This is a genomic window from Amycolatopsis sp. NPDC004747, assembly GCF_053601335.1.
Genome location: NZ_JBSGBQ010000004.1, coordinates 69,791 through 89,421, shown reverse-complemented (window position 1 = coordinate 89,421; position 19,631 = coordinate 69,791). Strand labels below are relative to the sequence as shown.

Sequence of the window (19,631 nt, the reverse complement as noted above, 5' to 3'; positions counted from 1 at the left end):
GCGTCCGATCGGGCGGACGCGTACCGACGGGGCGACGTTGCAACCGGCGGGACAGCGAGGCGAGTGCCACGCTGCGGGTCGTTCATGCGGCGAAGGACGCCGAACTGCTGATGCCTCGGTCGAGCGCCGTCCGGGTCGGCTGGCTAACGCCGCCGGGCGGCCCGCTTGCTTCGCTGCTCCTTCTCCGCGAGGAGCGTGGAATAGTTGTTGCTGAGGTGGTTGCGCATCGCCGCGCGGGCCGCTGCCGGATCGCGTGCCACGAGCGCCTCGTAGATCTCGGTGTGCTGGGCGGTGGCGCGGTGCAGCCCGGCCGGTGCCTCGTTGGTGAGGCGACGGCTGGCCGTGCCGAGCCAGCGGGCGGAGTACATGATCCGGTCGAGGATGCGGTTGTCGGCCGCCCGGCAGATCTCCATGTGGAATTCGTGGTCGACTTCGAGGTAGGCGTCGGGATCCGCTTCGAGCGCCGCCATGCGGCCGAGCTCGTCCCGCAGCCGCGCCAGCGTCTCGTCGGTGATGCTGGCCGCGGCCATCGCGGCGAGTTCGGGCTCGAGCAGGGCGCGCATCTGGTGCAGTTCCTGCAGCAGCTCGTCGACGATCTCCGTGGGCAGCCACTCGATCAGCAACGGGCTCAGGTAGTCCCACTCCGCGCGGGGGCGCACGACGACGCGGCGGCCCTGGGCGACGTCGACGATGTCGAGCGAGGCGAGGATCTTGAGCGTTTCTCGCGCCACCACGCGGGAAACGCCGAACTCCTGGGAAATCTCGAGCTCCGACGGTGCCCGGCCGCCCTCGATTTCGCCGCGGACGATCCGCCGGGTCAGGTGGGCCGCCACCTGCACCGGGAGAGTCCGGACCTTGACAGCGTCCGGAGACTCTTGTCTCCTTGGCATGTCATCAGCTTATAGGACAAGTTGGACCTCGCGACAGACCGTTCTTCGGCACTACCCAGCGGCAGGAGAGCAATGCGGATCGTGAACGTCACGACGGCGGTGGTCGCCTACCACGGCCAGGCCACCCTGGTGCGGATCGACACCGACGAAGGCCTCAGCGGGTTCGGCGAGGCCAACCCCGACGCCGGCGCGGCCGCCGTCGTGGGGATGATCGAGGCACTGACCCCCCTCCTGCTCGGCGAGGACCCGCGCAACGTCGAGCGGTGCTGGGAAAAACTCCGCCGCAGCAACGTTTTCGCGGGCGCGCAGGGCGGGGTGTTCGTGATCGCCCTGTCCGGGATCGAGATCGCGCTGTGGGACCTCGCGGGCAAGGCCGCCGGGCAGCCGGTGCACCGGCTGCTCGGCGGGAAGTTCCGCGACCGGATCCGCCTCTACGCCGACTGCGGCGACGGCGACGACCCCGCGGGTTCGGTCGCCGGGTGCGTCGACCGGGCCCAGCGGATGGTCGCCGAAGGCTTCACCGCCCTCAAGTTCGACATCGACAACCTGCGCCACCCGGCCAAGTTCGACGCCTTCAACCACACCGTGAACGCGGCGGAGCTGCGCTCGATGACCGAGCGCGTGGCCGCCGTCCGGGAGGCGATCGGGCCGGACGTCGACCTGGCCATCGACCTGCACGCCCGCTACGACGTGCCGAGCGCGTGCCGGATCTCGTGGGAGCTCGAGCCGTTCCGCCTGATGTGGCTCGAGGAGCCGCTGCCGGCGGAGAACGTCGACGCGCTGGTGCGGGTGCGCGCGCAGACCCGCACCCCGATCTGCGCGGGAGAAAACCTTTACCTGCGCTGGGGTTTCCGCGAGCTCCTCGAGCGGGGCGCGGTGGACGTCATCGAGCCCGACGTGCCCAAGTGCGGTGGCCTCGCCGAGGCGAAGAAGATCGCCAACCTCGCGGAGCTGCACTACGTCCCGTTCGCGCCCCACCTGGTGTCGACGCCGCTGGGCACGATGGCCACGTCGCACCAGTGCGCCGCGATCCCCAACTTCTTCGTCCAGGAATGGCACGCCCTCGAGGAACGCGCGGCGTGGGACAGCTACGTCCACGCCCCCGACGGGAGCGGCTCGATCGTCAAGGACGGCTACATCACGCTTCCGGACGCTCCCGGGATCGGCGTGGAGCTCGACATGGACGGGGTCCGGGCCCACGCCGTCGCGGGCTACGGGGTGTTCGAGTAACCGGTCAGCGCCCGACGATCCGCAGCGCCAGATCGCCGTACTGGTAGGCGAGCTGGTCGACGGAAAACTCGCCGCTGTCGTGGAACCAGTTCGCCACGCCCATGCCCATGTCGAGGATCGAGTACGACGCCAGCCGGGCCGAGTGGACCGCGAAGACGCCGTCGGCCACGCCGCGCTCGATGAGCTCCCGGAACCCGCGCTCGTAGGCGCTGCGCAGCCGCAGCACCCGGCCGGGCTGCTCGAGGCTGCCGATCTCGCGGTTCCCGACGAACGCTTCCAGGCGGTGCCGGGCGTGGTAGCGGACGTGCGCCTCGACCGCGCGGCGGAGGCGTTCGGTCACGTCGGTGACGCCGTCGACCGCCTCGGCGTGCATCGCCAGCAGCGTGTCCATCGTGCCGAGCATGATCTCCGCCAGCAGCACCTGCTTGCCGGACACGTGCTTGTACAGGCTGGGCCCGCGGATGCCGACCGCGGCGCCGATGTCGGCCATCGTCGTCGCCCGGTAGCCCTGCGCGGCGAACAGCCGCAACGCCGCCAGGCGGATGGCCGCGGCCCGGTCGGCCGGGAGCCCGGCCGCGACGTCACCGGGCCGATGGGGGCGTTCCACCTTCATGCGCACAGGCTAACGCTAATTAGCCACATTGTCTTGACTTCGGCCGAAGTCATGCGTTCTCCTGGCTAACAGTTGTTAGCTACGGGAGGCGACGATGCCGATCGAGTTCAGCGTGGACGAGGACGCCGCCGCGCGGGTGCGGGAGTTCGTCCGGGAGGTCGTCCTCCCCGAGGAGCAGGCCTGTGACGGCGTGCTGCACGACGGACCGGAGCAGCTCCGGCGGCGGTTGCAGCGGGCCGCGCGCGAGGCGGGGATCTTCGCCCCGCACGTGGCGCCGGAGTGGGGCGGCGCCGGCCTGGACCTGCGCGGCCAGGCCGTCGTGTTCGAGGCGGCCGGGTACTCGCTGCTCGGACCGCTCGCGCTGAACATCGCCGCGCCCGACGAGGGGAACATGCACCTGCTGGCGAAGGTGGCCGACGACCGGCAGCAGCGCCGCTACCTCGCCCCGCTCGCCGCCGGGGAGGTGCGGTCCTGCTTCGCCATGACCGAGCCGGCGCCGGGGGCGGGCTCGGATCCGCGGGCGCTCGCCACGACGGCGACCAGGGTGCCCGGCGGCTGGCGGATCGACGGCCGGAAGTGGTTCATCAGCGGCGCCGCCGGGGCCGCGTTCGCGATCTGCATGGCCCGCACCGGCGGCGCGCCCGGCGAGCCCGGCGGCGCGACGATGTTCCTGGTCGACGCGGGCCACCCGGGGATGAAGATCGTCCGGAACATCGCGACCCTCGACGAGGGGCTCTTCGGCGGGCACAGCGAAGTGCTCTTCGACGGCTGCGAGGTCGGCGACGACGCCGTGCTCGGCGAGGTCGACCGCGGCTTCGAATACGCGCAGGTCCGGCTCGGGCCGGCGCGGCTCACCCACTGCATGCGCTGGCTCGGGATCGCGCGCCGGGCGCAGGACGTCGCGCTCGACCGCGCCGCGAGCCGCTCGGCGTTCGGCCGCCCGCTCGAGGAGCTCGGGATGGTGCAGCAGCTGATCGCCGACTCGGAAATCGACATCGAGGCGGCACGGGCGCTGCTGTGGCGGGCCTGCTGGGAACTCGACCAGGGGCGCCCCGGTGCCCGGCACACGTCGATCGCCAAGACGTTCGTGTCCGAGGCGGTGCACCGGGTGGTCGACCGCGCGGTCCAGATCTGCGGCGCGCTCGGGATCTCCGCGGACGCGCCGCTGTCCCGGCTCTACCGCGAGGTCCGGCCGTTCCGCATCTACGACGGCCCGTCGGAGACGCACCGGTGGGCGATCGCCCGGCGGGCTTCCAAGGCCCGGGCGGCGCTGCGGTGAACGTCGACGCCTTGCGGCGCTACTTCGAGCGCGAGGTCCCCGGGTTCGGCGGTGAGCCGGCGGTCGAGCTGATCCACGGCGGCCGGTCGAACCTGACCTACGCCGTGACCGACGGGACGCACCGCTGGGTGCTGCGCCGGCCACCGCTCGGGCACCTCACGCCGACCGCGCACGACGTCGGCCGGGAGTTCCGCGTGATGGCGGCGCTCGGCCCGACGGCCGTCCCGGTCCCCCGCACGGTCGTCTCGTGCGAAGACCCGGCGGTGCTCGGGGCACCCTTCACCGTCGTGTCGCATGTGGACGGACCGGTGCTGCGCGACGGCGCCGCCCTGCCGGACCTCGACTTCCGCCGGTACTCGGACGTGCTCGTCGACGAACTGGTGAAGCTGCACGCCGTCGTCCCCGCGGAAGTCGGCCTCGGCGCGTTCGGACGCCCCGAAGGCTTCCTCGGCCGCCAGCTCCGGCGCTGGCGCGGCCAGTGGGACCGGGTCGCCACCCGTGACCTGCCCACGGTCGACACCCTCCACGAACGGCTCGTCGAGGCGGTGCCGCCGGAGAGCGGGGCCGCGCTCGTGCACGGCGATTACCGCTGGGACAACACGATCCTCGGCCCGGGTGCGGAGATCGCGGCGATCGTCGACTGGGAGATGGCCGCGCTCGGCGATCCGCTCACCGATCTCGGGCTCCTGCTCGTGTACCGGGACCCGCGGGTGGCACCCGTCCTCGGCGTCCGGCACGTCCCGACCGTCGCCGGCTTCCCGGCCGCGGCGGACCTCGCCGAGCGGTACGCCCGGCGCAGCGGCCGCGACCTCACGGAACTGGCGTTCTACCAGGCACTCGGCTGGTTCAAGCTCGCCGTCATCGCCGAAGGCATCCACGCCCGCCACCGGGCCGGGCAGTCGGTCGGCACCGGCTTCGACGACGTCGGCACCGCCGTGCCCGACCTGATCGCGGCGGGTCTCGACGCACTCACCTAGGAGGTTCCATGCGGTTGTCCGGAAAGCTCGCGCTCGTCACCGGCGCGACGGGCGGCATCGGCGAGGCCATCACGCGCCGGCTCGCCGAAGAAGGCGCGCGGGTCGTCGTCACCGACGTCGACGCTTCGCGGTGCGAGACCCTGGCCGCCGAGCTGCCCGATGCCCTCCCGCTGGCCCTCGACGTCACGTCGGAGGAGGCCTGGCAGTCGGCGGTCGCCCGGCTGGACCGGCTGACGATCCTGGTGAACAACGCCGGCATCGGCGAGCCCGCCACGGTCGAGACGGAAACCCTCGACGGCTGGGAGAAGGTCATCGCGGTCAGCCAGCGCGGCGTCTGGCTCGGCATGAAGCACGCGGGCGCGGCGATCGAACGCGCCGGCGGTGGCTCGATCGTCAACATCGCGTCGATCTTCGGCACGGTCGGCGGCTTCGGGACGCACTTCTCCTACCACGCCGCGAAGGGCGCGGTCCGGCTGATGACCAAGAACGCGGCCCTGCACTGGGGCAAGCGCGGCGTGCGGGTGAACTCGGTCCACCCCGGCTTCATCGAGACGCCACTGTCCCGGAAGCTGTGGGAAGGCACGCCCCGCCACACGGCGATGGTCGACGGCACCCCGCTGGGCAGGCTCGGCCGCACCGACGAGGTTGCCGGCGCGGTCGCCTTCCTGGCCTCGGAGGACGCGAGCTTCGTGACGGGTTCCGAGCTGTACGTCGACGGCGGGTGGACCGCCCGCTGACTTCTCCGGCATGATGATCGGATGTCCCGCCGAGAACTCCGCCCCGACCAGGTCTGGCTGATCGGCGTTCCGCTCAACCTCCTGCTGGCCGTCCCCTGCGCCTATCCGGTCTTGCTGGGGATGTTCGCTCTGCAGATCATCGCGGGTGAGCTCGGCTTGGCCGAAGTCGCGGTCTACGGCGAAGCGGACGTCAAGATCGTGATCGGCCTGGTCCTGTTCGTGTTCGCCGCCCTGGTGGTGTTCGGCCTGAACGCCTTGTTCGCGTTCCGGGCACCCCAGCTCAGAGCCGCCCCCTACTGGCTCGCGGTGGCGCTGCTGATCATCGTTCCCGACGTCTTCTACTGGACCGTCATCCGCTGAGCGCGTACCGCGCCACACCCTCCACTTCGGACACCCGGGCCCGGCCTCGCGCCACCAGCACGTCCAGGTGCGCGACGGTCTCGTTCACCGCCAGCATCCGGTTGAAGTCGGTCAGGTCGTCGAACGGGACCGCCCGCCGCGTCCACGTCAGGCACCCGGCCACGGCGTAGCCGGTCCGTGCGCCCGAACCGAGGGCGTCCTCGGTCTCGGCCAGCCGCTTGTCGTGGTGCGCCAGGAGTTCTTCGACGCGCGTGTGCGTGCTGGCGGCGACCGGGCCGTGCGCGGGGAGCAGCCGCGTGTCCGGGAACGCCGCCATCAGGTCGAGCGAGTCCAGGTAGTCGCCCAGCGGCAGGCCCGGCTCCCCCAGCTCGAAGCCGATCGACGGGGTGATGTGCGGCAGCACGTGGTCGCCGGAGAACAACAGCCCGCGGTGTTCGTCGAGGAACACGACGTGCCCGCGCGTGTGGCCCGGCGTCGGCAGCACCCGCAGGGGGTGCCGCAGGGCCACCGTGCCCGCGTGGAGCCAGTGGTCCGGCGGCTCCCAGCCGGCCGGGTCGAACTCGCCGTACCCCTCCGCCATCCGCGCGGCCAGTTCGGGCGCGCCGCCGCGGCGGAGGACGTCCAGCGACGTCACCGGGACGTCGGTGCGCAGCGCGAGCAACAGGTCCAGCCCGGGCCGTTCGCCCGCGCCGAGGTGCACCCGCGTCCCGAACCGGCGCCGGAGCTCGACGGCCTGCGTGTAGTGGTCACGGTGGCTGTGGGTGACGTAGACGTCGGTGAGCTCCTCGAGCCGGTGCCCCAGCCCGCCCAGGGCTGCCGAAAGCACCGACAGGGACTCGGGGATCGACCAGCCCGCGTCGACGAGGACCAGCCCGTCCGGTTCCTCCAGCAGGTAGACGTTGATCGCCCGCAGGCCGTCGTTCGGCAGTGGCAGCGGGATCCGGTGCACGCCCGGCGCGACCGTCTCCGGCCCGCCGGTGGCCCACTTCCCGCGGTCGAGGCTCATGAAACCCCCGTGTGCCGGCTCTCGGCGAGCTCGCGCGCGCCCGCGCGGTCGAGCTTGCCGACCTTCGTCTGCGGCAGCGCGTCCACCAGGTACACGAACTCCGGCCACTTGGTCTTGGACAGCCCGGCCTCGTGCAGGTAGCCGGTGACGTCGCCGAGCTCGACCGGCTCGCCGTCCCGCGGGACGGCGAGCAGCGCCACCCGCTCCCCCAGGACGTCGTCGCGGACCGGCACCACGCAGGCCTGTTCCAGCCGGTCGTAGCCGGCGACGGCCCGCTCGATCTCGGTGACGTCGATGTTGCGGCCACCCCGGATGATGACGTCCTTCTCCCGGCCCATGATCGTGATCAGCCCGTCCGCCCCGGACACGACCAGGTCGCCGGTCGGGAAGAACCCGTCCTCGGTCAGCGACGGCGGCTCGACGCGGCCGGCGCGGGCGTACCCGAGGAACAGCGACGGCCCGAGGACCTGCGCCCGGCCGGTCTCACCGGGCCCGAGCACGGCGCCCTCCGGCGACACCGCCCGCACCTCGGTGCCGGGGAACGGCCGTCCGTCGTACCCCAGCCGGATCTCCGCGGGCTCCTCCGGCAGGGGCGAGGTGTGGCCGAGGCACTCCGACATCCCGAACACGCGCAGGATCTTCGTGCCCAGCGCGGTTTCTGCCCGCATCAGCGCGACGCGGTCCATCGGCCCGCCACCGACCGTGATCGACCGGAGGCCGGGCAGCGCGCCCGCGGCCGCCAGCTGGAGGGCCATCGTCGGGACGCACATCGTCCAGCGGGCGTCGGTTTCGGCGAGCCGGGCGACCACGGCCGGCGGATCCCACTTGGCCGTCAGCACCAGCGGACCGCCGAGCAGCAACGAACAGTAGACGCCGAAGCAGAACGCCGCGGTGGACGACAGCGGCACGATGGCCGCCACGGCGTCGCCGGGCCGCAGCCCGTTGATCTCGATCGTGCAGGTGCAGGCGTAGCGCAGGGCCGCTTCGGACTGCACGACCCCCTTCGCGCGGCCGGTCGACCCGGAGGTGAGGCCGATGAACACCCCGCCGTTCCACCGCGCCGGATCCTCACGGCCCGCCGCCGACACCGCGGACCAGCAGTCGAGCACGGGCCGGGTGCCGCCGGGCCGCACGGTCGCGACCGCCCATTCGTCCAGCGCGGACGGTTCGGCGACGACGACGTCCGGCCGGATGTCGTCGCACGCGGCCGCGAACTCGGCCCGGGTCGTGTGCCGGTTGACCACGGCGAGCACCCCACCGGTCAGGCCGGTGGCCAGCGCGGCGACCACCGTGCGCCAGGTGTTGTCGGCCTGGACCAGCGCGGTCGCCCGCGGGCCGAGGACGTCGGCGAGCACCTCGGCACCGGCCAGCAGCTCGCGGGCGGTGTGCTCGCCGTCGTCGTCGACGACGGCGACGAAGTCCGCCTCCTCGGCGCGGTTGCGGAAATCCTGGACGGCGTCCTTCATCCGGCGAACATCTCCCGTTCGGTGCCGAGGACGGCGATCCGGCGGCCGCGCATGTCGCCGACCTGGGCGACGGCGGCCGCCCATTCCGGGCTGGCCAGTGCCTTGCGCAGGTCGTCCTCGGTGTCGAAGCCGAGGATCGAGACGCCGTCCCAGCCCTCCGAGCGCGGTTCGAGCGCCGCCTCGACCTCGGTGTGCCGCCACGAGCGCAGGCCCGGCAGCCGGCAGGTGAGCTCGGCGTGGTCGGTCCGCCACCAGGTGATGAACCGCTCGTGGGTCCACTCCGGCGGCTTGGCGGCCAGCAGCACCAGGTTAAACATCCGCACCTCCTTCGAACCGGACGCCGGGCGAGCGGCCGATGATCAGGCGTTCCAGCAGGCCGGACGCGCCGACCTGCCCGGCGGCCACGTAGTTGGCGACGACCTCCCCGCCGCGCCGGACCTCGCCGAGGTAGAACTCGGTGCGCCCGGTCGAGCTCACCGCGAGGGGGTGGTGGGTGAGCGTGCCCTTTTCGCGCTGGGCCAGGTAACCCTCCATCGCCTCGCGGCCGCCCGCGAAGTCGGTCGCCCGGCCGTCGGTGGAGAACAGGATGGAGAAGGTGAAGCCGTCGTCGATGAGGTCCAGGATCCGCGACGGCGTGTCGCTGTCCATGATCTCGAACCACTTGGTCAGAAACGGTGCCTCAGCCACGCTGGGCCTCCTTGCGGGTTCGGAGGGCCGCCGGCCGCCCGGCCCGGCGGCCGGACACCACGACGAGGCACAGACCGCCGCCGTAACCCTCGTTATACACATCGGACAGGTCGGCGCCGGCAGGTGGCCGCCGGCCGCGGGCAGGGCCCCGGGTCAGGTGAGCCGGCAGCACCCGCATGTCGAACTTGTGCCCGCGCCCGGCCTGTGCTCGCTCGACGCCGGTGAGCGGCGGCGCGAACGAAGACAGCCAAGCGATCGCGTCGAAGTCGTCCGTCATCGGCTGGGCCGATCGATGAGCGCGAAGGTCGTGCTGAAGAACGACTGGTAGCGGGACAGGAGGCCGTTCGGCGAGACGACCGCGGCCGAATGGAAGGCGCCGACGGGTTCACCCGCTTCGGTGACGACGCCGTAGACCATCTCGGTGTCGCCGTCGGCGCAGTAGCGGAGGATCTCGTGCACCCGGTCGACCGGGTTGCGGCCGGCGATGTAGGCCGCGAAGTCCGCTTTGGACGTTCCGGCGACCTCGCCGGAGGGCAACGCGATCAGGAACCGCAGGTCCGGTTCCATGAGCTCGAGGGCCTTCGCCGGGTCCTCGTCCATACAGGACAGGTATTCTCGCAACGCCACGGACACTCTCCCTTGAGTGGTGGTTCAGCGGGCGGGCGGGGTGTAGAAGTCCCCTTCGGCGGTCCACTTGCCGTTCTTGACGACGACCCGCTGCACGTCGCGCGTGCCCATGTGCCGGTCCGGGCCGAAGCTCATCACCGGAGCGACGCCGGGATCGATGTTCTTCGCCTGTTCGTAGGCTTTCGCCAGTGACTCGGAGGTCACCGGCCCGTCGACGGTCTGCGCGATCTGGCCGAAGACCTTGGCGCCGGCCCAGCCCCAGAGCGCGATGAAGTCCGCGGGCTGGCCGGGCTCGTACTTCGCCATGGCGTCCCGGAACTCCTTGACCGCCGGGTCGGTGTCGTCGTTGGGCGACTTGACCAGCTGCACGGCGCGGGCGCCTTCGGCGGCCGGGCCGGCCAGGGTGAGGGTGGACTGCGCGGCGACCGGGGCGTAGCTGTAGGTCGGCGCGGCCAGGCCCTGCAGCTTGGCTTCCTTCATGAACGCGGCCGCCTCCGGCGAGGCGAGGATCAGGATGATCGCGTCCGGCGCCTTGCCCTTCACCTGGCTGACGACCGGGCTGTAGTCGGTGGACTGGAACTTCACCGGCTGCAGGCCGACGTTCATCGCCGGGTCGGACTTCTTGGCCACGCTCTGGGCGGCCTGGGCGACCTTGACGAAGGCGGCCGGGTCGCTGTGCACGACGACGACGTTCTTGCGGCCGTCCTTGGCCACCCAGTCGCCGAGCGCGGCGGCCTGGTCTTCGTAGAGGGTCTGGGTGCCGAAGAGGTTCGGGCGCGGGGGGTTGTACCAGGAGTCGAGGCCGCCGAGCTCGTTGAGGATCGGTACCTTCGACTGCTGGAGCACGAACGGGAACGCGGCTTCGGCCTGCGAAGTGCCGTTCGCCGCGACGATGGCGGAGACCTTGTCCTGGCCGATCAGCTCGCGGGCGATCTGGACGGTCTGCTGCGGGTCGAACGCGTTGTCCTTGACGATCCAGTTGACCTTGCGGCCCTTGATGCCGCCGCGGTCGTTGATCATCTTGAAGTAGGCGTCCGCGCCGGCGCGCTGCGGGACGCCGGAGGCGCTCACCGCGCCGGAAAGCGGATACCACGCCCCGATCGTGATTTCCTTGTCGTTGGCTCCGGCCGAGTTCGCGCTCGCGCAGGCGGTGGCGGCGAGAACCAGGGTGGCGGCGACGGCGGCAACTTTGACGGGCGTCGAGCGGAGGCGCATGACTGCTCCTAGCAACCTGAGTTCAGTTCAGTTTGACTGTAGCCGCCGGTCCCGGGGCGGACAAGGGACGCCGGGAACTATCCAAACAGGAGGGTCGCGGGAAAAGCGTTGCCCGGCGGCTATTCGGTGACCATGCGGATGCAGCAGCCCTCGATGAGCTCCCGCACCTCGGCCAGCGGCGTCGAACCGGTCGGCCGATACCACCGCCAGACGCTGATGATCATGCCCAGCAGGGCCAGCGCCAGCGTGTGCGCGTCCCGCACCGGGAACGCGCCCTGCGACATGCCCTGGGTGAGCAGCCGGGTCCAGTCGCGTTCGATGCTCTGCACCAGTTCGCGGGCCGCGCGGCGCTCGGTTTCCTCGCGTTTGGACGCGCGGGGGCCGGCCAGCAGCACCATGTTGTTCTGCAGGATGCGCATCTGGAGGATCTCGGCTTCGGACACCGCGAACGCCGCGCGCACCGCCGCCCGCAGCGCCGCCACCGGGTCGGTCTCGCCCTCGGTCGCCGCCACGAACTGGTCGCGGGAGCGCTGCAGCTCCAGCCGCATGATGGTGAGCAGGCAGTGCGCCTTGGACTCGAAGTAGTGGTAGAGCGCGGTCTGCCCGATCCCGACGCGACCGGCCACCGCCGACCACTTGGTGGCTTCGTAGCCCGCTTCGCCGAAGTACTCGATCGCCGCGGCCAGGATCGCGCCGCGCTTCGACCGGGGCCCTTCGTCCGGTTCCACGAGCCTCGCCCCCGCCATCGCCTGTCCTTCCGTTCACGTCACCGTGCGAGCCCCGAGCGTAGTCTTCACCTGAATTCATGTCATAACCGCCGCTCGAGGAAGGCCGCGACCCCGTCCCGGCCGGCGGGCGAGACCGCGGCCTCGCCGATGGCACGGGCCTCGGCGTCGAGGTGGCGGCCGAACGACTCGGCCCCGCCCGCGCGGACCAGGCGTTTGGTGACCCCGAACCGGGCGGCGGCCAGCCGTCCGGCCAGCGCGCCGGCCGCCTGTTCCGGATCCTCGGCGACGCTGGTGACCAGCCCGGCGGCGTGGGCCTCCACGGCGGTGAGGCGGCGGTTGGTCAGCAAGAGCTCGAGGGCCAGCCGCGGGCCGACCAGCCGGGGCAGCGTCCACGAGACGCCCGCGTCCGGCGTGTAGCCGATCGCGGTGTAGGCCGCCGTGAAGGTGGCGTCCTCCGCGGCGACCACGAGGTCGGCGACGCCGAGCAGCCCGAGCCCGGCCCCGGCGACGGCCCCCCGCACGGCGGCGACCACCGGGGCGTCGAGCCCGGCGAGGATCCGCAGTGCCTCGTGCAGGGCTCCGGTGACCCGGTCCAGGTGGGCCCGCAGGTCACCGGCGGCCGCGAACTCCCGCAGATCACCGCCCACGCAGAAGGCCGGCCCGGCAGCGGTGAGCAGTACCGCACCGGCGCCTTCACACCGGCGAGCCGCTTGGCGCAGGGCCTCCGCGGTCCCGAGGTCGATCGGATTGCCCCGGCCGCGGGCCAGCCGCACGTGGGCAACACCGTTCTCGACGGCCACCGACACGCTCATCGCGCGGTCCAGCCGCCGTCGACCACCATGACCTGGCCCGTGTAGTACGAGGACGCGTCGGAAGCCAGGAACAGCAGCGCCCCGTCGAGCTCCCCGGGGTCGCCGGCGCGGTTCAGCATCGTGTTGCGCTCCACCCAGCGGCGGGACCGCTCGTCGGCGAACAGGTCGCCGGTCATCTCCGAGCGGAACCACCCCGGCGCCAGCGCGTTGACCCGGATCCCGGCGTCACCCCACTGGCCGGCCAGCTCCCGGGTCAGCCCGATCAGCCCGGCCTTCGAGGCCGCGTAGCTCGCCCCGCCGAGGGGCGCCGCCGACACGATCCCCAGGATCGACGCGACGTTGACGATGCTGCCGCGGGATCCGCTCTCGGCCACCAGCCGGGACAGGTGGAACGGCGCCACCAGGTTCACCGCCAGGACGTCCGCGAAGTCCTGGGCGCTCTCCTTGGCCGCCTGCCGCTCCCCCGGCACGCCCGCGTTGTTGACCAGGACGTCGACCCGGCCCGCCGCCTCGACCAGCCGTTCCCGATCGCCCGCGACCGAAACGTCGCAGGTCACCGGGTGGATCTCCGGGCCGAGGGCGGCCAGCCGGTCGGCCCGGCGCGCCGCGGCGAACACGGTGGCCCCCGCCGAGGCCAGCACCTTCGCGAACCGCGCCCCCAGGCCCGAGGACGCCCCGGTCACCACGGCCGTCTTCCCGGCCAGGGAGAACATCAGGCGTCCACGGCGATCGGGAGGGCGGTCGCGCCGCCGTCCAGCACGAGGGCCTGGCCGGTCATCCACGACGACGCCTCGCTCGCGAGGAACAGCGCCGCGTTGGCGACGTCCTCGGTGGTGCCGAGCCGGCGCAGCGGCAGCTTGGCGGTGAGGACGGGCTCGCGCGCCTCCCACACCACCCGCGCCAGCTCGGTCTTGATCACGCCCGGGGCGATCGCGTTGACCCGGACCTTCGGGCCGAGCTCGTAGGCGAGCTGGCGGGTCATCAGCAGCATGGCGGCCTTGGTGGCGTTGTAGTAGCCGATCTGCGGGTCGACGATCAGCCCGCCGACCGAGGCGATGTTGACGATGACGCCGCCGTGCTCGCTCATCCAGGCGTGCCAGGCCGCCCGGCTCCAGGCGATCATGCCGTACTGGTTCACCCGCACGGTCTTCTCCGCGCGCGGCAGGTCCAGCTCCAGCAGGTCACCCAGGTACGGGTTGGTGGCCGCGTTGTTCACCAGGATGTCGGTCCGGCCGAAGTGGACCATCGTGTCGGTGATGCAGCGTTGGGCCTGCTCGGGCTCGCCGGCGTTGGCGACGACGTCCAGGACGTCCCCGGTGCCTTCGCCGCGCAGCAGCTCCGCGCGGGCGTCCTTCAGCCCGTCCGCCTTGCGCGCGGCGATGACGACGTGCGCGCCGGCGGCGCGGAAGGCGCGGGCGATGCCGAGGCCGATGCCGCGCGAGCCGCCGGTGATCACGGCGACCTGTCCGTCGAGCACCTTCATGACGTTTTCTCCTTGTACCGGGCCAGTTCCTGGCGGGCGACCGTGCGCAGGTGGACCTCGTCGGGGCCGTCGGCGATCTTCAGCGCCCGGGTGATCGAGAACAGGCGGGCCAGCACGGTGTCGTCGCTGACCCCGGCCGCCCCGTGCGCCTGCACCGCGCGGTCGACGACGCGGTGGGCGACGTCGAGGGCGGCGACCTTGATCGCGGCGACCTCCAGCCGGGCGGCCGCGTTGCCGACGGTGTCCATCAGCCACGCCGACTTGAACACCAGCAGCCGCAGCTGCTCGATCTCGATCCGGCTGCGCGCGATCCATTCGCGGACGACGCCCTGGTCGGCGAGCGGCCCGCCGAACGCCACCCGCGAGAGCGTGCGCTCGCACATCAGCTGCAGCGCCCGTTCGGCGAACCCGACCGCGCGCATCGCGTAGTGCATCCGGCCGGGGCCGAGCCGCCCTTGGGCGAGCGCGAAGCCCGCACCCTCGCCGCCGAGCAGGTTCGACGCGGGCACGCGGACGTTCTCGAACAGGACTTCGCCGTGGCCGAGCCGGTCGGTGTAACCGAACATCGGCAGGTCGCGCAGCACGGTGACCCCCGGGGTGTCCCGCGGGATCAGCACCATGCTCTGCTGCCGGTAGGTGGGGGCGGCGGGGTCGCTGACGCCCATCAGGATGATGAGCTCGCAGTCCGGGTCGAGGATGCCGGAGGTGTACCACTTGCGGCCGTCGACGACGTAGTGGTCGCCGTCGCGGCGGATCCGGGTGCGGATGTTGCGGGCGTCGGAGCTGGCGACGTCCGGCTCGGTCATCGCGAAGCACGACCGGATCCGCGCGTCCAGCAGCGGTTCCAGCCACCGGTCCTGCTGTTCGGCGGTGCCGAACAGGGCCAGCAGTTCCATGTTGCCGGTGTCCGGGGCGGAGCAGTTGAAGACCTCGTTGCCGATGATCGACCGGCCCATCAGCTCGGCCAGCGGGGCGTACTCGAGGTTGGTCAGCCCGGCGCCCCGGCCGCCGTGGGCCAGGAACAGGTTCCACAGCCCTTCGGCGCGGGCCTTCTCCTTGAGCTCCACCATGATCGGCGGCAACGCGTGCGGGTCGGCGGCCTCGGCGAGCTGGCGGTCGTACACCGGCTCGGCCGGGATCACCTGGGCGTCCACAAAGGATCGAACGCGCTCCCGGAGTTCGGTGGCGCGGGCGGAAAACGCGAAATCCATGCCTAGCTCCTCAGAATGTCCGCGGCGGAGGAGATCATCGCGGCGATGGTCGGGGGCAACCGCTCCTGGTCCGGGTCGTGGTGCTTGCCTTCGCGGTGCCGGCGGAGGTTGTGGCCCATGATCGCGGCCATCTTCATCCGGCCGAGAGCCCGGAACCACGCCATGTCCGGCAGGGGTTCGCCGTAGCCGTCCAGCAGCTCCGCCTCGCTCGGCAGGCCGGCGACGGCGGTGCCGAGGGAGGGGAAGTTGCGGTGGTCGGCGAAGAGCAGGAACCAGCCGAGGTCGGTGCGGGGATCACCGGTGCTCCAGATCTCCCAGTCGACGACGGCGGTGGCGCGGGTGCCGTCGAAGAGGATGTTCCCGAGCCGGAAGTCCCCGTGCACGAGCACCGGCGGCAGGTCGGCGGGCACGTCGGCGGCGAGCAGGCCGAGGAGCTCCTCGGCGCCGGGTCGCAGCTCGGCCGGGACCGCGTGCATCGTGCGGCTCCACCGCTCCAGCTCGGAGGCGGCCGACGTGGGTGGCTCGCCGGGCACCGGCCCGGCGTCGTGCAGCAGCCGCAGCAGGCGAGCGGCTTCGAGCATTCGCGTGCGGCACAGGTCCGGCGACCGGGTGTGCTCGTCGAGGACGGGCTCGACGGCCTCCCCCGCGGCGAACTCCATGGCGAACCACGTCTCGTCCATCACGACCACGCGCGGCACCGGCACGGCGGAGCCTTCGAGCGCCCGCAGCACCCGCGCCTGCCGCAGGACGTCGTTGCGGCCCACCGGTTTCTGCCCCGGTGGCACGGCCTTGACGACGTACTTGCCCTCGACCGCGTACGTGAGCCCGGAGTGCCCGCCCGGCAGGACTTCCGGCTCGCCGCCGAGGCGTTCGCGGACCTGGTCGGCGAGGCTCATCGGGACGGCTCCTTCGGCAGGCCGAGGACGCGCTCGGCGAGGATGGTCCGCTGGATCTCGTCGGAGCCGCCGGCGATGCGGTAGCCGGGGGCGCCGAGCAGGTGCTCGGTCCAGGCGAACGTGCCCCACTCCCCCGTGTCGGCCACCAGCCGCGGCCCGAGCAGCTGGACCACCAGGTCGCTGGTCCGCCGCATCGTCTCGGTGGCGTAGAGCTTGCCCACCGAGGCCTCCGCACCGGGTTCCCGCCCCGCCGCGAGGGCCGCGGTGACGCGCAGGCCGATGAGCCGCTGGACGAGCGTCCGCACGTACAGGTCGGCCGCCTGCTGCCGCTCGACGTCGGACAGGTCGCCCCGGTGCCGGGCCAGCTCGATCGCACGGTCGGCGTTGTCCAGGCCGAGCGAGCCCGAGTCGAGGCGTTCGGCGGCCAGCACGCTCAAAGTGACCTTCCAGCCCCGGCCGACCGGGCCGAGCCGGTCGGTGTCGGGCACGACGACGCCGTCGAGGTAGACCTCGTTGAAGCTCGCCCCACCGGTCATCTGCCGGATCGGGCGCACGGTGACGCCCGGGGCGTCCATCCGCACCAGGAACACCGTGATCCCGGCGTGCTTGGCCGCCTCCGGGTCGGTGCGGCAGACCGCGACGCCCCAGGTGGCGACCCGGGCCCCGGACGTCCACACCTTGTGGCCGTCGATGATCCACCGGTCGCCGTCGCGGACCGCCTTCGTGCGGACCGCCGCCAGGTCGGATCCCGCCTCGGTCTCGGAAAACAGCTGGCAGGCCAGTTCGTCGGTCCGCAGCATCGGCCGCAGCCAGCGCCGTTTCTGCTCGCCGGTGCCCCAGATCTCGATCGCCGGGGCGACCAGGTGCTGGGTGACCGGGAAGATCTCACTGCGGCGCGGGACGTCGAACGCGGCTTCCTCGGTGCGGTAGAGCTGCTCGTAGAACGCGGGCAGCCCGCGGCCGCCGAACTCGGGCGCGCGGCCGAGCGCACCCCAGCCGGCGTCGAAGCGGGTGCGTTCCCACTCCTGGCCGCGCGCGGTGTGCTCGCGTTCTTCTTCCTCGGTCCAGTTGTCGAACACGGCCACCGAGTCGTCACCTGTTCCCCAGGTGGCCTCGGCGCGCGGTCGCGCCACGGTGGACAGCCATTCCCGGGCCTGCGCGCGGAACTCCGCCGGGCCGGTCATCGGGCCAGCACCGTGCACGCGCTGACCCCGGGCGCGCCGTAGACGTGGGTGAACCCGATCCGCGGCTCTCCCGGCACCTGCCGCGCGCCGGCCCGGCCGCGCAGCTGCTGGACGACCTCGTAGACCTGACGCAGCCCGGACGCGCCGATCGGCTCGCCGTTGGCGATGCAGCCGCCGTCGGTGTTGACCGGCAGCGTCCCGCCGATCTCGGTGGCCCCGGACGCGACCAGCTTCTCCTGCTCGCCGTCCGCGCAGAAGCCGCATTCGGCCAGGTGCATCACTTCGGCGCCGCTTTCGGTGTCCTGCAGCTGAACGACGTCCACATCGGACGGTCCGAGGCCGGCCCCCTCGAACGCCGCCGCGGCCGCGTCCCGGCTGACGCTGGTCGGCTCGCCCACCGCCAGCACCGGGCTGAACACCTCGAACGAGCCGTGGCGGCGCGTCCGCACGACCGCCGAGCGCAGCGTGACGGCGTCGCGGGTGGGGACCGAAGGAGAGCACAGGACCAGTGCCGCCGCGCCCTCCCCCGGAGAACAGAACATGAACCGGGTCAGCGGGTCGTTGACCATCCCCGAAGCGAGGATCTCGTCGGCGCTGATCTCTTTGCGGCGCCACGCTTCGGGCGTCAGGCTGCCGTTGCGGTACGCCTTCTCGGCAACCGAGGCCAGCGTCCGGGGCGTGATGCCGAAGTCGTGGGCGTACCGCTGGATCTTCATGCCGAAGAACTGCGTGGTCACCATCAGACCGTCACGGCCGTAGGCGTCGTCGAGGCCCCAGTCCGCGGGACGCGGGTCGAACGCGCCGCGCGGGTGCTTGTCGAAGCCGACAACGAGGATGACGTCGGCCATCCCGCCGCGGATCGCGTTGACCGCGGAGACGAGGGCGCTGCCGCCGGTGGCGCAGCCGTTCTTGACGTTGACGAACGGCAGGCCGGTCAGCCCGAGGTCGGCAACCAGGGTGTCGGCGAGCCCGGCGGCGTCGCTGCCGCCGAACGCGGCACCGACCCGGGACCACGGGATCCCGGCGTCGGCCAGCGCCGCCGTCGCCGCTTCGACGGCGTGGTCGCGCCCGGACCGCTCCGAACGGCCGAACACCGTGCGGGCAGCGCCGCAGATCAGGACGTCGGTCACGAATCCTCCTCGACCGGTTTCGCGTGCGGCACTCCGGTCGTCTCCTCGACGCGGAAGCGCATTCCTATTTGGACACTCGCGGGATCGGGCACGTCGAGCACGGCCGCGACCCGCTGGCCGCCGTCCAGCTCGACGTACCCGAGCGCGAACGGCCGGAAGCCGTCCGCGGGCGGGACGTACGGGGGCGACTTCGGTGCGAACCGCTGAACCGTCCACGTCCACAACGTGCCCTCGGCGGGCAGGGTCACCCCCGTCGGAGTCATCGCTCAGCGCCCCGTCCACTTGGGTTCGCGCTTCTCCAGGAACGCCGCGACACCTTCGGCCGCGTCGTCCGAGTTCAGCGTCACGCCCACCGCGAGGTGCTCCATGACCATCAGCGACTGCGTGTCGGCGTCGAGGCTGCGGTCGATGGTCATCTTGGTGATGCGCATCTGGAACGGGCTCTTGTCGGTGAGGTGACCGATGAACTCTTCGACCGTCTCGTCCAGCTTGTCGGCCGGCGCGGACTTGTTGATCAGGTCGAAGTCCGCCGCCTCCACGCCGGAGAGCAGCTTGCCGGTGAGCATCAGCTCCTTGGTCTTGCGGATGCCGATCATCCGCGGCACCCGGTAGATCGGGCCCGCGCCGCCGAAGAGCCCGCGGCGCATGTGGAAGTCGCCGATCTTGGCGTCGTCCGCGGCGATCGCGAAGTCGCAGGAGATCATCAGCTCGAAGCCGCCGGCGGTGACGTACCCCTCGAGCACCGCGACCGACGGCGTGTTCATCGAGTACAGCCGGTCGCAGATCTTCGCGGAGATGACCGCGACCTCCATCGCCGTCGAGCTGCCGATGTACTCGGCCTGCAGGCTGTCGAGGTCGAAGCCGGAGCAGAACGTGCCACCGCGGCCGCGCAGGACCAGCACGCGCAGGTCCGGGTCCTTGTCGACCTCGGTGATGATCTCGTCGAGCCGCTCCAGGATCGGCACGGTGACGCAGTTCTTCTTCCACGGGCGGTTCAGCCAGACCCGCGCCACGTTCCCGTCGCGCTCGAACTGGATCTCGTCTTCCACGGCCATCTCGTTGTCTCCTAACTGAACTGACTTCAGTTTGATTGAATAGGT

The 19,631-nt window shown here is 72.0% G+C and carries 24 protein-coding genes; 5 read left to right on the top strand and 19 right to left on the bottom strand.

The annotated features are described in order from the left end of the window. Positions 1-143 precede the first annotated feature (143 nt). Positions 144-890, bottom strand: coding sequence for a FadR/GntR family transcriptional regulator (locus tag ACWEGE_RS07455; protein ID WP_449659596.1), 747 nt, complete (start codon positions 888-890; stop codon positions 144-146). A gap of 72 nt (positions 891-962) precedes the next feature. Here ACWEGE_RS07455 and ACWEGE_RS07450 point away from each other — a divergent pair, with 72 nt between their 5' ends. Further along, positions 963-2,120 carry a mandelate racemase/muconate lactonizing enzyme family protein gene (locus ACWEGE_RS07450; RefSeq protein ID WP_449659595.1) on the top strand — a complete coding sequence of 386 codons (1,158 nt, stop codon included), beginning with the start codon at positions 963-965 and terminating at the stop codon, positions 2,118-2,120. 4 nt (positions 2,121-2,124) lie between these two features. Here the strand turns inward: ACWEGE_RS07450 and ACWEGE_RS07445 are convergent, their stop codons facing one another. Then, positions 2,125-2,733 carry a TetR/AcrR family transcriptional regulator gene (locus tag ACWEGE_RS07445; RefSeq protein ID WP_449659594.1) on the bottom strand — a complete coding sequence of 203 codons (609 nt, stop codon included), beginning with the start codon at positions 2,731-2,733 and terminating at the stop codon, positions 2,125-2,127. Between the two features lie 94 nt (positions 2,734-2,827). Here ACWEGE_RS07445 and ACWEGE_RS07440 point away from each other — a divergent pair, with 94 nt between their 5' ends. Genes ACWEGE_RS07440 through ACWEGE_RS07425 form a run of 4 tightly spaced genes read left to right on the top strand, consistent with a single transcriptional unit; the run spans position 2,828 to position 6,086 of the window. Beyond that, positions 2,828-4,012: an acyl-CoA dehydrogenase family protein gene (locus tag ACWEGE_RS07440; RefSeq protein WP_449659593.1), complete on the top strand. Its 1,185-nt coding sequence runs from the start codon at positions 2,828-2,830 to the stop codon at positions 4,010-4,012. Further along, positions 4,009-4,989, top strand: coding sequence for a phosphotransferase family protein (locus ACWEGE_RS07435; RefSeq protein WP_449659592.1), 981 nt, complete (start codon positions 4,009-4,011; stop codon positions 4,987-4,989). The genes ACWEGE_RS07440 and ACWEGE_RS07435 overlap by 4 nt, the downstream gene beginning before the upstream one ends. Before the next feature lie 8 nt (positions 4,990-4,997). Beyond that, complete coding sequence (locus tag ACWEGE_RS07430; RefSeq protein ID WP_449659591.1) at positions 4,998-5,726, top strand: SDR family NAD(P)-dependent oxidoreductase; 729 nt, start codon at positions 4,998-5,000, stop codon at positions 5,724-5,726. 21 nt (positions 5,727-5,747) lie between these two features. Beyond that, positions 5,748-6,086, top strand: a complete 339-nt coding sequence (locus tag ACWEGE_RS07425; protein WP_449659590.1) for a hypothetical protein — start codon at positions 5,748-5,750, stop codon at positions 6,084-6,086. On the opposite strand, the gene ACWEGE_RS07420 is transcribed toward ACWEGE_RS07425, so the two are convergent. From ACWEGE_RS07420 to ACWEGE_RS07340, 17 genes are all read right to left on the bottom strand, one after another. Beyond that, a complete protein-coding gene (locus tag ACWEGE_RS07420; RefSeq protein WP_449659589.1) occupies positions 6,076-7,092 on the bottom strand; it encodes an MBL fold metallo-hydrolase in 1,017 nt (338 codons plus the stop codon). The genes ACWEGE_RS07425 and ACWEGE_RS07420 overlap by 11 nt on opposite strands. Beyond that, positions 7,089-8,558 (bottom strand): class I adenylate-forming enzyme family protein, encoded by a 1,470-nt coding sequence (locus ACWEGE_RS07415; protein ID WP_449659588.1) that lies wholly within the window; start codon positions 8,556-8,558, stop codon positions 7,089-7,091. Before ACWEGE_RS07415 ends, ACWEGE_RS07420 begins: the two co-directional genes overlap by 4 nt. Further along, entirely contained in the window at positions 8,555-8,875 is a 321-nt protein-coding gene (locus ACWEGE_RS07410) for an EthD family reductase (protein WP_449659587.1), read from the bottom strand. The genes ACWEGE_RS07415 and ACWEGE_RS07410 overlap by 4 nt, the downstream gene beginning before the upstream one ends. Next, a complete protein-coding gene (locus ACWEGE_RS07405; RefSeq protein WP_449659586.1) occupies positions 8,868-9,245 on the bottom strand; it encodes a hypothetical protein in 378 nt (125 codons plus the stop codon). Before ACWEGE_RS07405 ends, ACWEGE_RS07410 begins: the two co-directional genes overlap by 8 nt. Beyond that, positions 9,238-9,522: a hypothetical protein gene (locus tag ACWEGE_RS07400; RefSeq protein WP_449659585.1), complete on the bottom strand. Its 285-nt coding sequence runs from the start codon at positions 9,520-9,522 to the stop codon at positions 9,238-9,240. Before ACWEGE_RS07400 ends, ACWEGE_RS07405 begins: the two co-directional genes overlap by 8 nt. After that, positions 9,519-9,872: a nuclear transport factor 2 family protein gene (locus ACWEGE_RS07395; RefSeq protein ID WP_449659584.1), complete on the bottom strand. Its 354-nt coding sequence runs from the start codon at positions 9,870-9,872 to the stop codon at positions 9,519-9,521. The genes ACWEGE_RS07400 and ACWEGE_RS07395 overlap by 4 nt, the downstream gene beginning before the upstream one ends. Before the next feature lie 24 nt (positions 9,873-9,896). After that, on the bottom strand, positions 9,897-11,087 hold the full coding sequence (locus tag ACWEGE_RS07390) for an ABC transporter substrate-binding protein (RefSeq protein WP_449659583.1): 1,191 nt from the start codon (positions 11,085-11,087) through the stop codon (positions 9,897-9,899). A gap of 119 nt (positions 11,088-11,206) precedes the next feature. Then, entirely contained in the window at positions 11,207-11,833 is a 627-nt protein-coding gene (locus tag ACWEGE_RS07385) for a TetR family transcriptional regulator (protein ID WP_449659582.1), read from the bottom strand. Between the two features lie 62 nt (positions 11,834-11,895). Then, positions 11,896-12,627, bottom strand: a complete 732-nt coding sequence (locus ACWEGE_RS07380) for an enoyl-CoA hydratase/isomerase family protein (RefSeq protein WP_449659581.1) — start codon at positions 12,625-12,627, stop codon at positions 11,896-11,898. Next, a complete protein-coding gene (locus tag ACWEGE_RS07375; protein WP_449659580.1) occupies positions 12,624-13,340 on the bottom strand; it encodes an SDR family NAD(P)-dependent oxidoreductase in 717 nt (238 codons plus the stop codon). Before ACWEGE_RS07375 ends, ACWEGE_RS07380 begins: the two co-directional genes overlap by 4 nt. After that, the gene (locus ACWEGE_RS07370) at positions 13,340-14,110 is read right to left on the bottom strand and encodes an SDR family oxidoreductase (RefSeq protein ID WP_449659579.1); all 771 of its coding nucleotides are present in this window, start codon (positions 14,108-14,110) and stop codon (positions 13,340-13,342) included. Before ACWEGE_RS07370 ends, ACWEGE_RS07375 begins: the two co-directional genes overlap by 1 nt. Next, positions 14,107-15,321 (bottom strand): acyl-CoA dehydrogenase family protein, encoded by a 1,215-nt coding sequence (locus tag ACWEGE_RS07365; protein ID WP_449659578.1) that lies wholly within the window; start codon positions 15,319-15,321, stop codon positions 14,107-14,109. The genes ACWEGE_RS07370 and ACWEGE_RS07365 overlap by 4 nt, the downstream gene beginning before the upstream one ends. 2 nt (positions 15,322-15,323) lie before the next feature. Next, on the bottom strand, positions 15,324-16,217 hold the full coding sequence (locus ACWEGE_RS07360; RefSeq protein ID WP_449659577.1) for a phosphotransferase family protein: 894 nt from the start codon (positions 16,215-16,217) through the stop codon (positions 15,324-15,326). Beyond that, complete coding sequence (locus ACWEGE_RS07355; protein WP_449659576.1) at positions 16,214-17,401, bottom strand: acyl-CoA dehydrogenase family protein; 1,188 nt, start codon at positions 17,399-17,401, stop codon at positions 16,214-16,216. Before ACWEGE_RS07355 ends, ACWEGE_RS07360 begins: the two co-directional genes overlap by 4 nt. Continuing rightward, a complete protein-coding gene (locus ACWEGE_RS07350; protein WP_449659575.1) occupies positions 17,398-18,531 on the bottom strand; it encodes a thiolase family protein in 1,134 nt (377 codons plus the stop codon). The genes ACWEGE_RS07355 and ACWEGE_RS07350 overlap by 4 nt, the downstream gene beginning before the upstream one ends. Next, a complete protein-coding gene (locus ACWEGE_RS07345) occupies positions 18,528-18,794 on the bottom strand; it encodes a Zn-ribbon domain-containing OB-fold protein (RefSeq protein ID WP_449659574.1) in 267 nt (88 codons plus the stop codon). Before ACWEGE_RS07345 ends, ACWEGE_RS07350 begins: the two co-directional genes overlap by 4 nt. 3 nt (positions 18,795-18,797) lie before the next feature. Beyond that, positions 18,798-19,586 (bottom strand): enoyl-CoA hydratase/isomerase family protein, encoded by a 789-nt coding sequence (locus tag ACWEGE_RS07340; protein ID WP_449659573.1) that lies wholly within the window; start codon positions 19,584-19,586, stop codon positions 18,798-18,800. Positions 19,587-19,631: the final 45 nt, after the last annotated feature.

What these genes read in the sequence shown, in the direction of transcription:
- ACWEGE_RS07430 (WP_449659591.1), top strand. Translation starts at nt 4,998, where the DNA reads ATGCGGTTGTCCGGAAAGCTCGCGCTCGTCACCGGCGCGACGGGCGGC.
- ACWEGE_RS07345 (WP_449659574.1), bottom strand. Translation starts at nt 18,794, where the DNA reads ATGACTCCGACGGGGGTGACCCTGCCCGCCGAGGGCACGTTGTGGACG.
- ACWEGE_RS07390 (WP_449659583.1), bottom strand. Translation starts at nt 11,087, where the DNA reads ATGCGCCTCCGCTCGACGCCCGTCAAAGTTGCCGCCGTCGCCGCCACC.
- ACWEGE_RS07385 (WP_449659582.1), bottom strand. Translation starts at nt 11,833, where the DNA reads ATGGCGGGGGCGAGGCTCGTGGAACCGGACGAAGGGCCCCGGTCGAAG.
- ACWEGE_RS07355 (WP_449659576.1), bottom strand. Translation starts at nt 17,401, where the DNA reads ATGACCGGCCCGGCGGAGTTCCGCGCGCAGGCCCGGGAATGGCTGTCC.
- ACWEGE_RS07340 (WP_449659573.1), bottom strand. Translation starts at nt 19,586, where the DNA reads ATGGCCGTGGAAGACGAGATCCAGTTCGAGCGCGACGGGAACGTGGCG.
- ACWEGE_RS07360 (WP_449659577.1), bottom strand. Translation starts at nt 16,217, where the DNA reads ATGAGCCTCGCCGACCAGGTCCGCGAACGCCTCGGCGGCGAGCCGGAA.
- ACWEGE_RS07440 (WP_449659593.1), top strand. Translation starts at nt 2,828, where the DNA reads ATGCCGATCGAGTTCAGCGTGGACGAGGACGCCGCCGCGCGGGTGCGG.
- ACWEGE_RS07445 (WP_449659594.1), bottom strand. Translation starts at nt 2,733, where the DNA reads ATGAAGGTGGAACGCCCCCATCGGCCCGGTGACGTCGCGGCCGGGCTC.
- ACWEGE_RS07415 (WP_449659588.1), bottom strand. Translation starts at nt 8,558, where the DNA reads ATGAAGGACGCCGTCCAGGATTTCCGCAACCGCGCCGAGGAGGCGGAC.
- ACWEGE_RS07450 (WP_449659595.1), top strand. Translation starts at nt 963, where the DNA reads ATGCGGATCGTGAACGTCACGACGGCGGTGGTCGCCTACCACGGCCAG.
- ACWEGE_RS07365 (WP_449659578.1), bottom strand. Translation starts at nt 15,321, where the DNA reads ATGGATTTCGCGTTTTCCGCCCGCGCCACCGAACTCCGGGAGCGCGTT.
- ACWEGE_RS07380 (WP_449659581.1), bottom strand. Translation starts at nt 12,627, where the DNA reads ATGAGCGTGTCGGTGGCCGTCGAGAACGGTGTTGCCCACGTGCGGCTG.
- ACWEGE_RS07400 (WP_449659585.1), bottom strand. Translation starts at nt 9,522, where the DNA reads ATGACGGACGACTTCGACGCGATCGCTTGGCTGTCTTCGTTCGCGCCG.
- ACWEGE_RS07420 (WP_449659589.1), bottom strand. Translation starts at nt 7,092, where the DNA reads ATGAGCCTCGACCGCGGGAAGTGGGCCACCGGCGGGCCGGAGACGGTC.
- ACWEGE_RS07425 (WP_449659590.1), top strand. Translation starts at nt 5,748, where the DNA reads ATGTCCCGCCGAGAACTCCGCCCCGACCAGGTCTGGCTGATCGGCGTT.
- ACWEGE_RS07455 (WP_449659596.1), bottom strand. Translation starts at nt 890, where the DNA reads ATGCCAAGGAGACAAGAGTCTCCGGACGCTGTCAAGGTCCGGACTCTC.
- ACWEGE_RS07410 (WP_449659587.1), bottom strand. Translation starts at nt 8,875, where the DNA reads ATGTTTAACCTGGTGCTGCTGGCCGCCAAGCCGCCGGAGTGGACCCAC.
- ACWEGE_RS07370 (WP_449659579.1), bottom strand. Translation starts at nt 14,110, where the DNA reads ATGAAGGTGCTCGACGGACAGGTCGCCGTGATCACCGGCGGCTCGCGC.
- ACWEGE_RS07375 (WP_449659580.1), bottom strand. Translation starts at nt 13,340, where the DNA reads ATGTTCTCCCTGGCCGGGAAGACGGCCGTGGTGACCGGGGCGTCCTCG.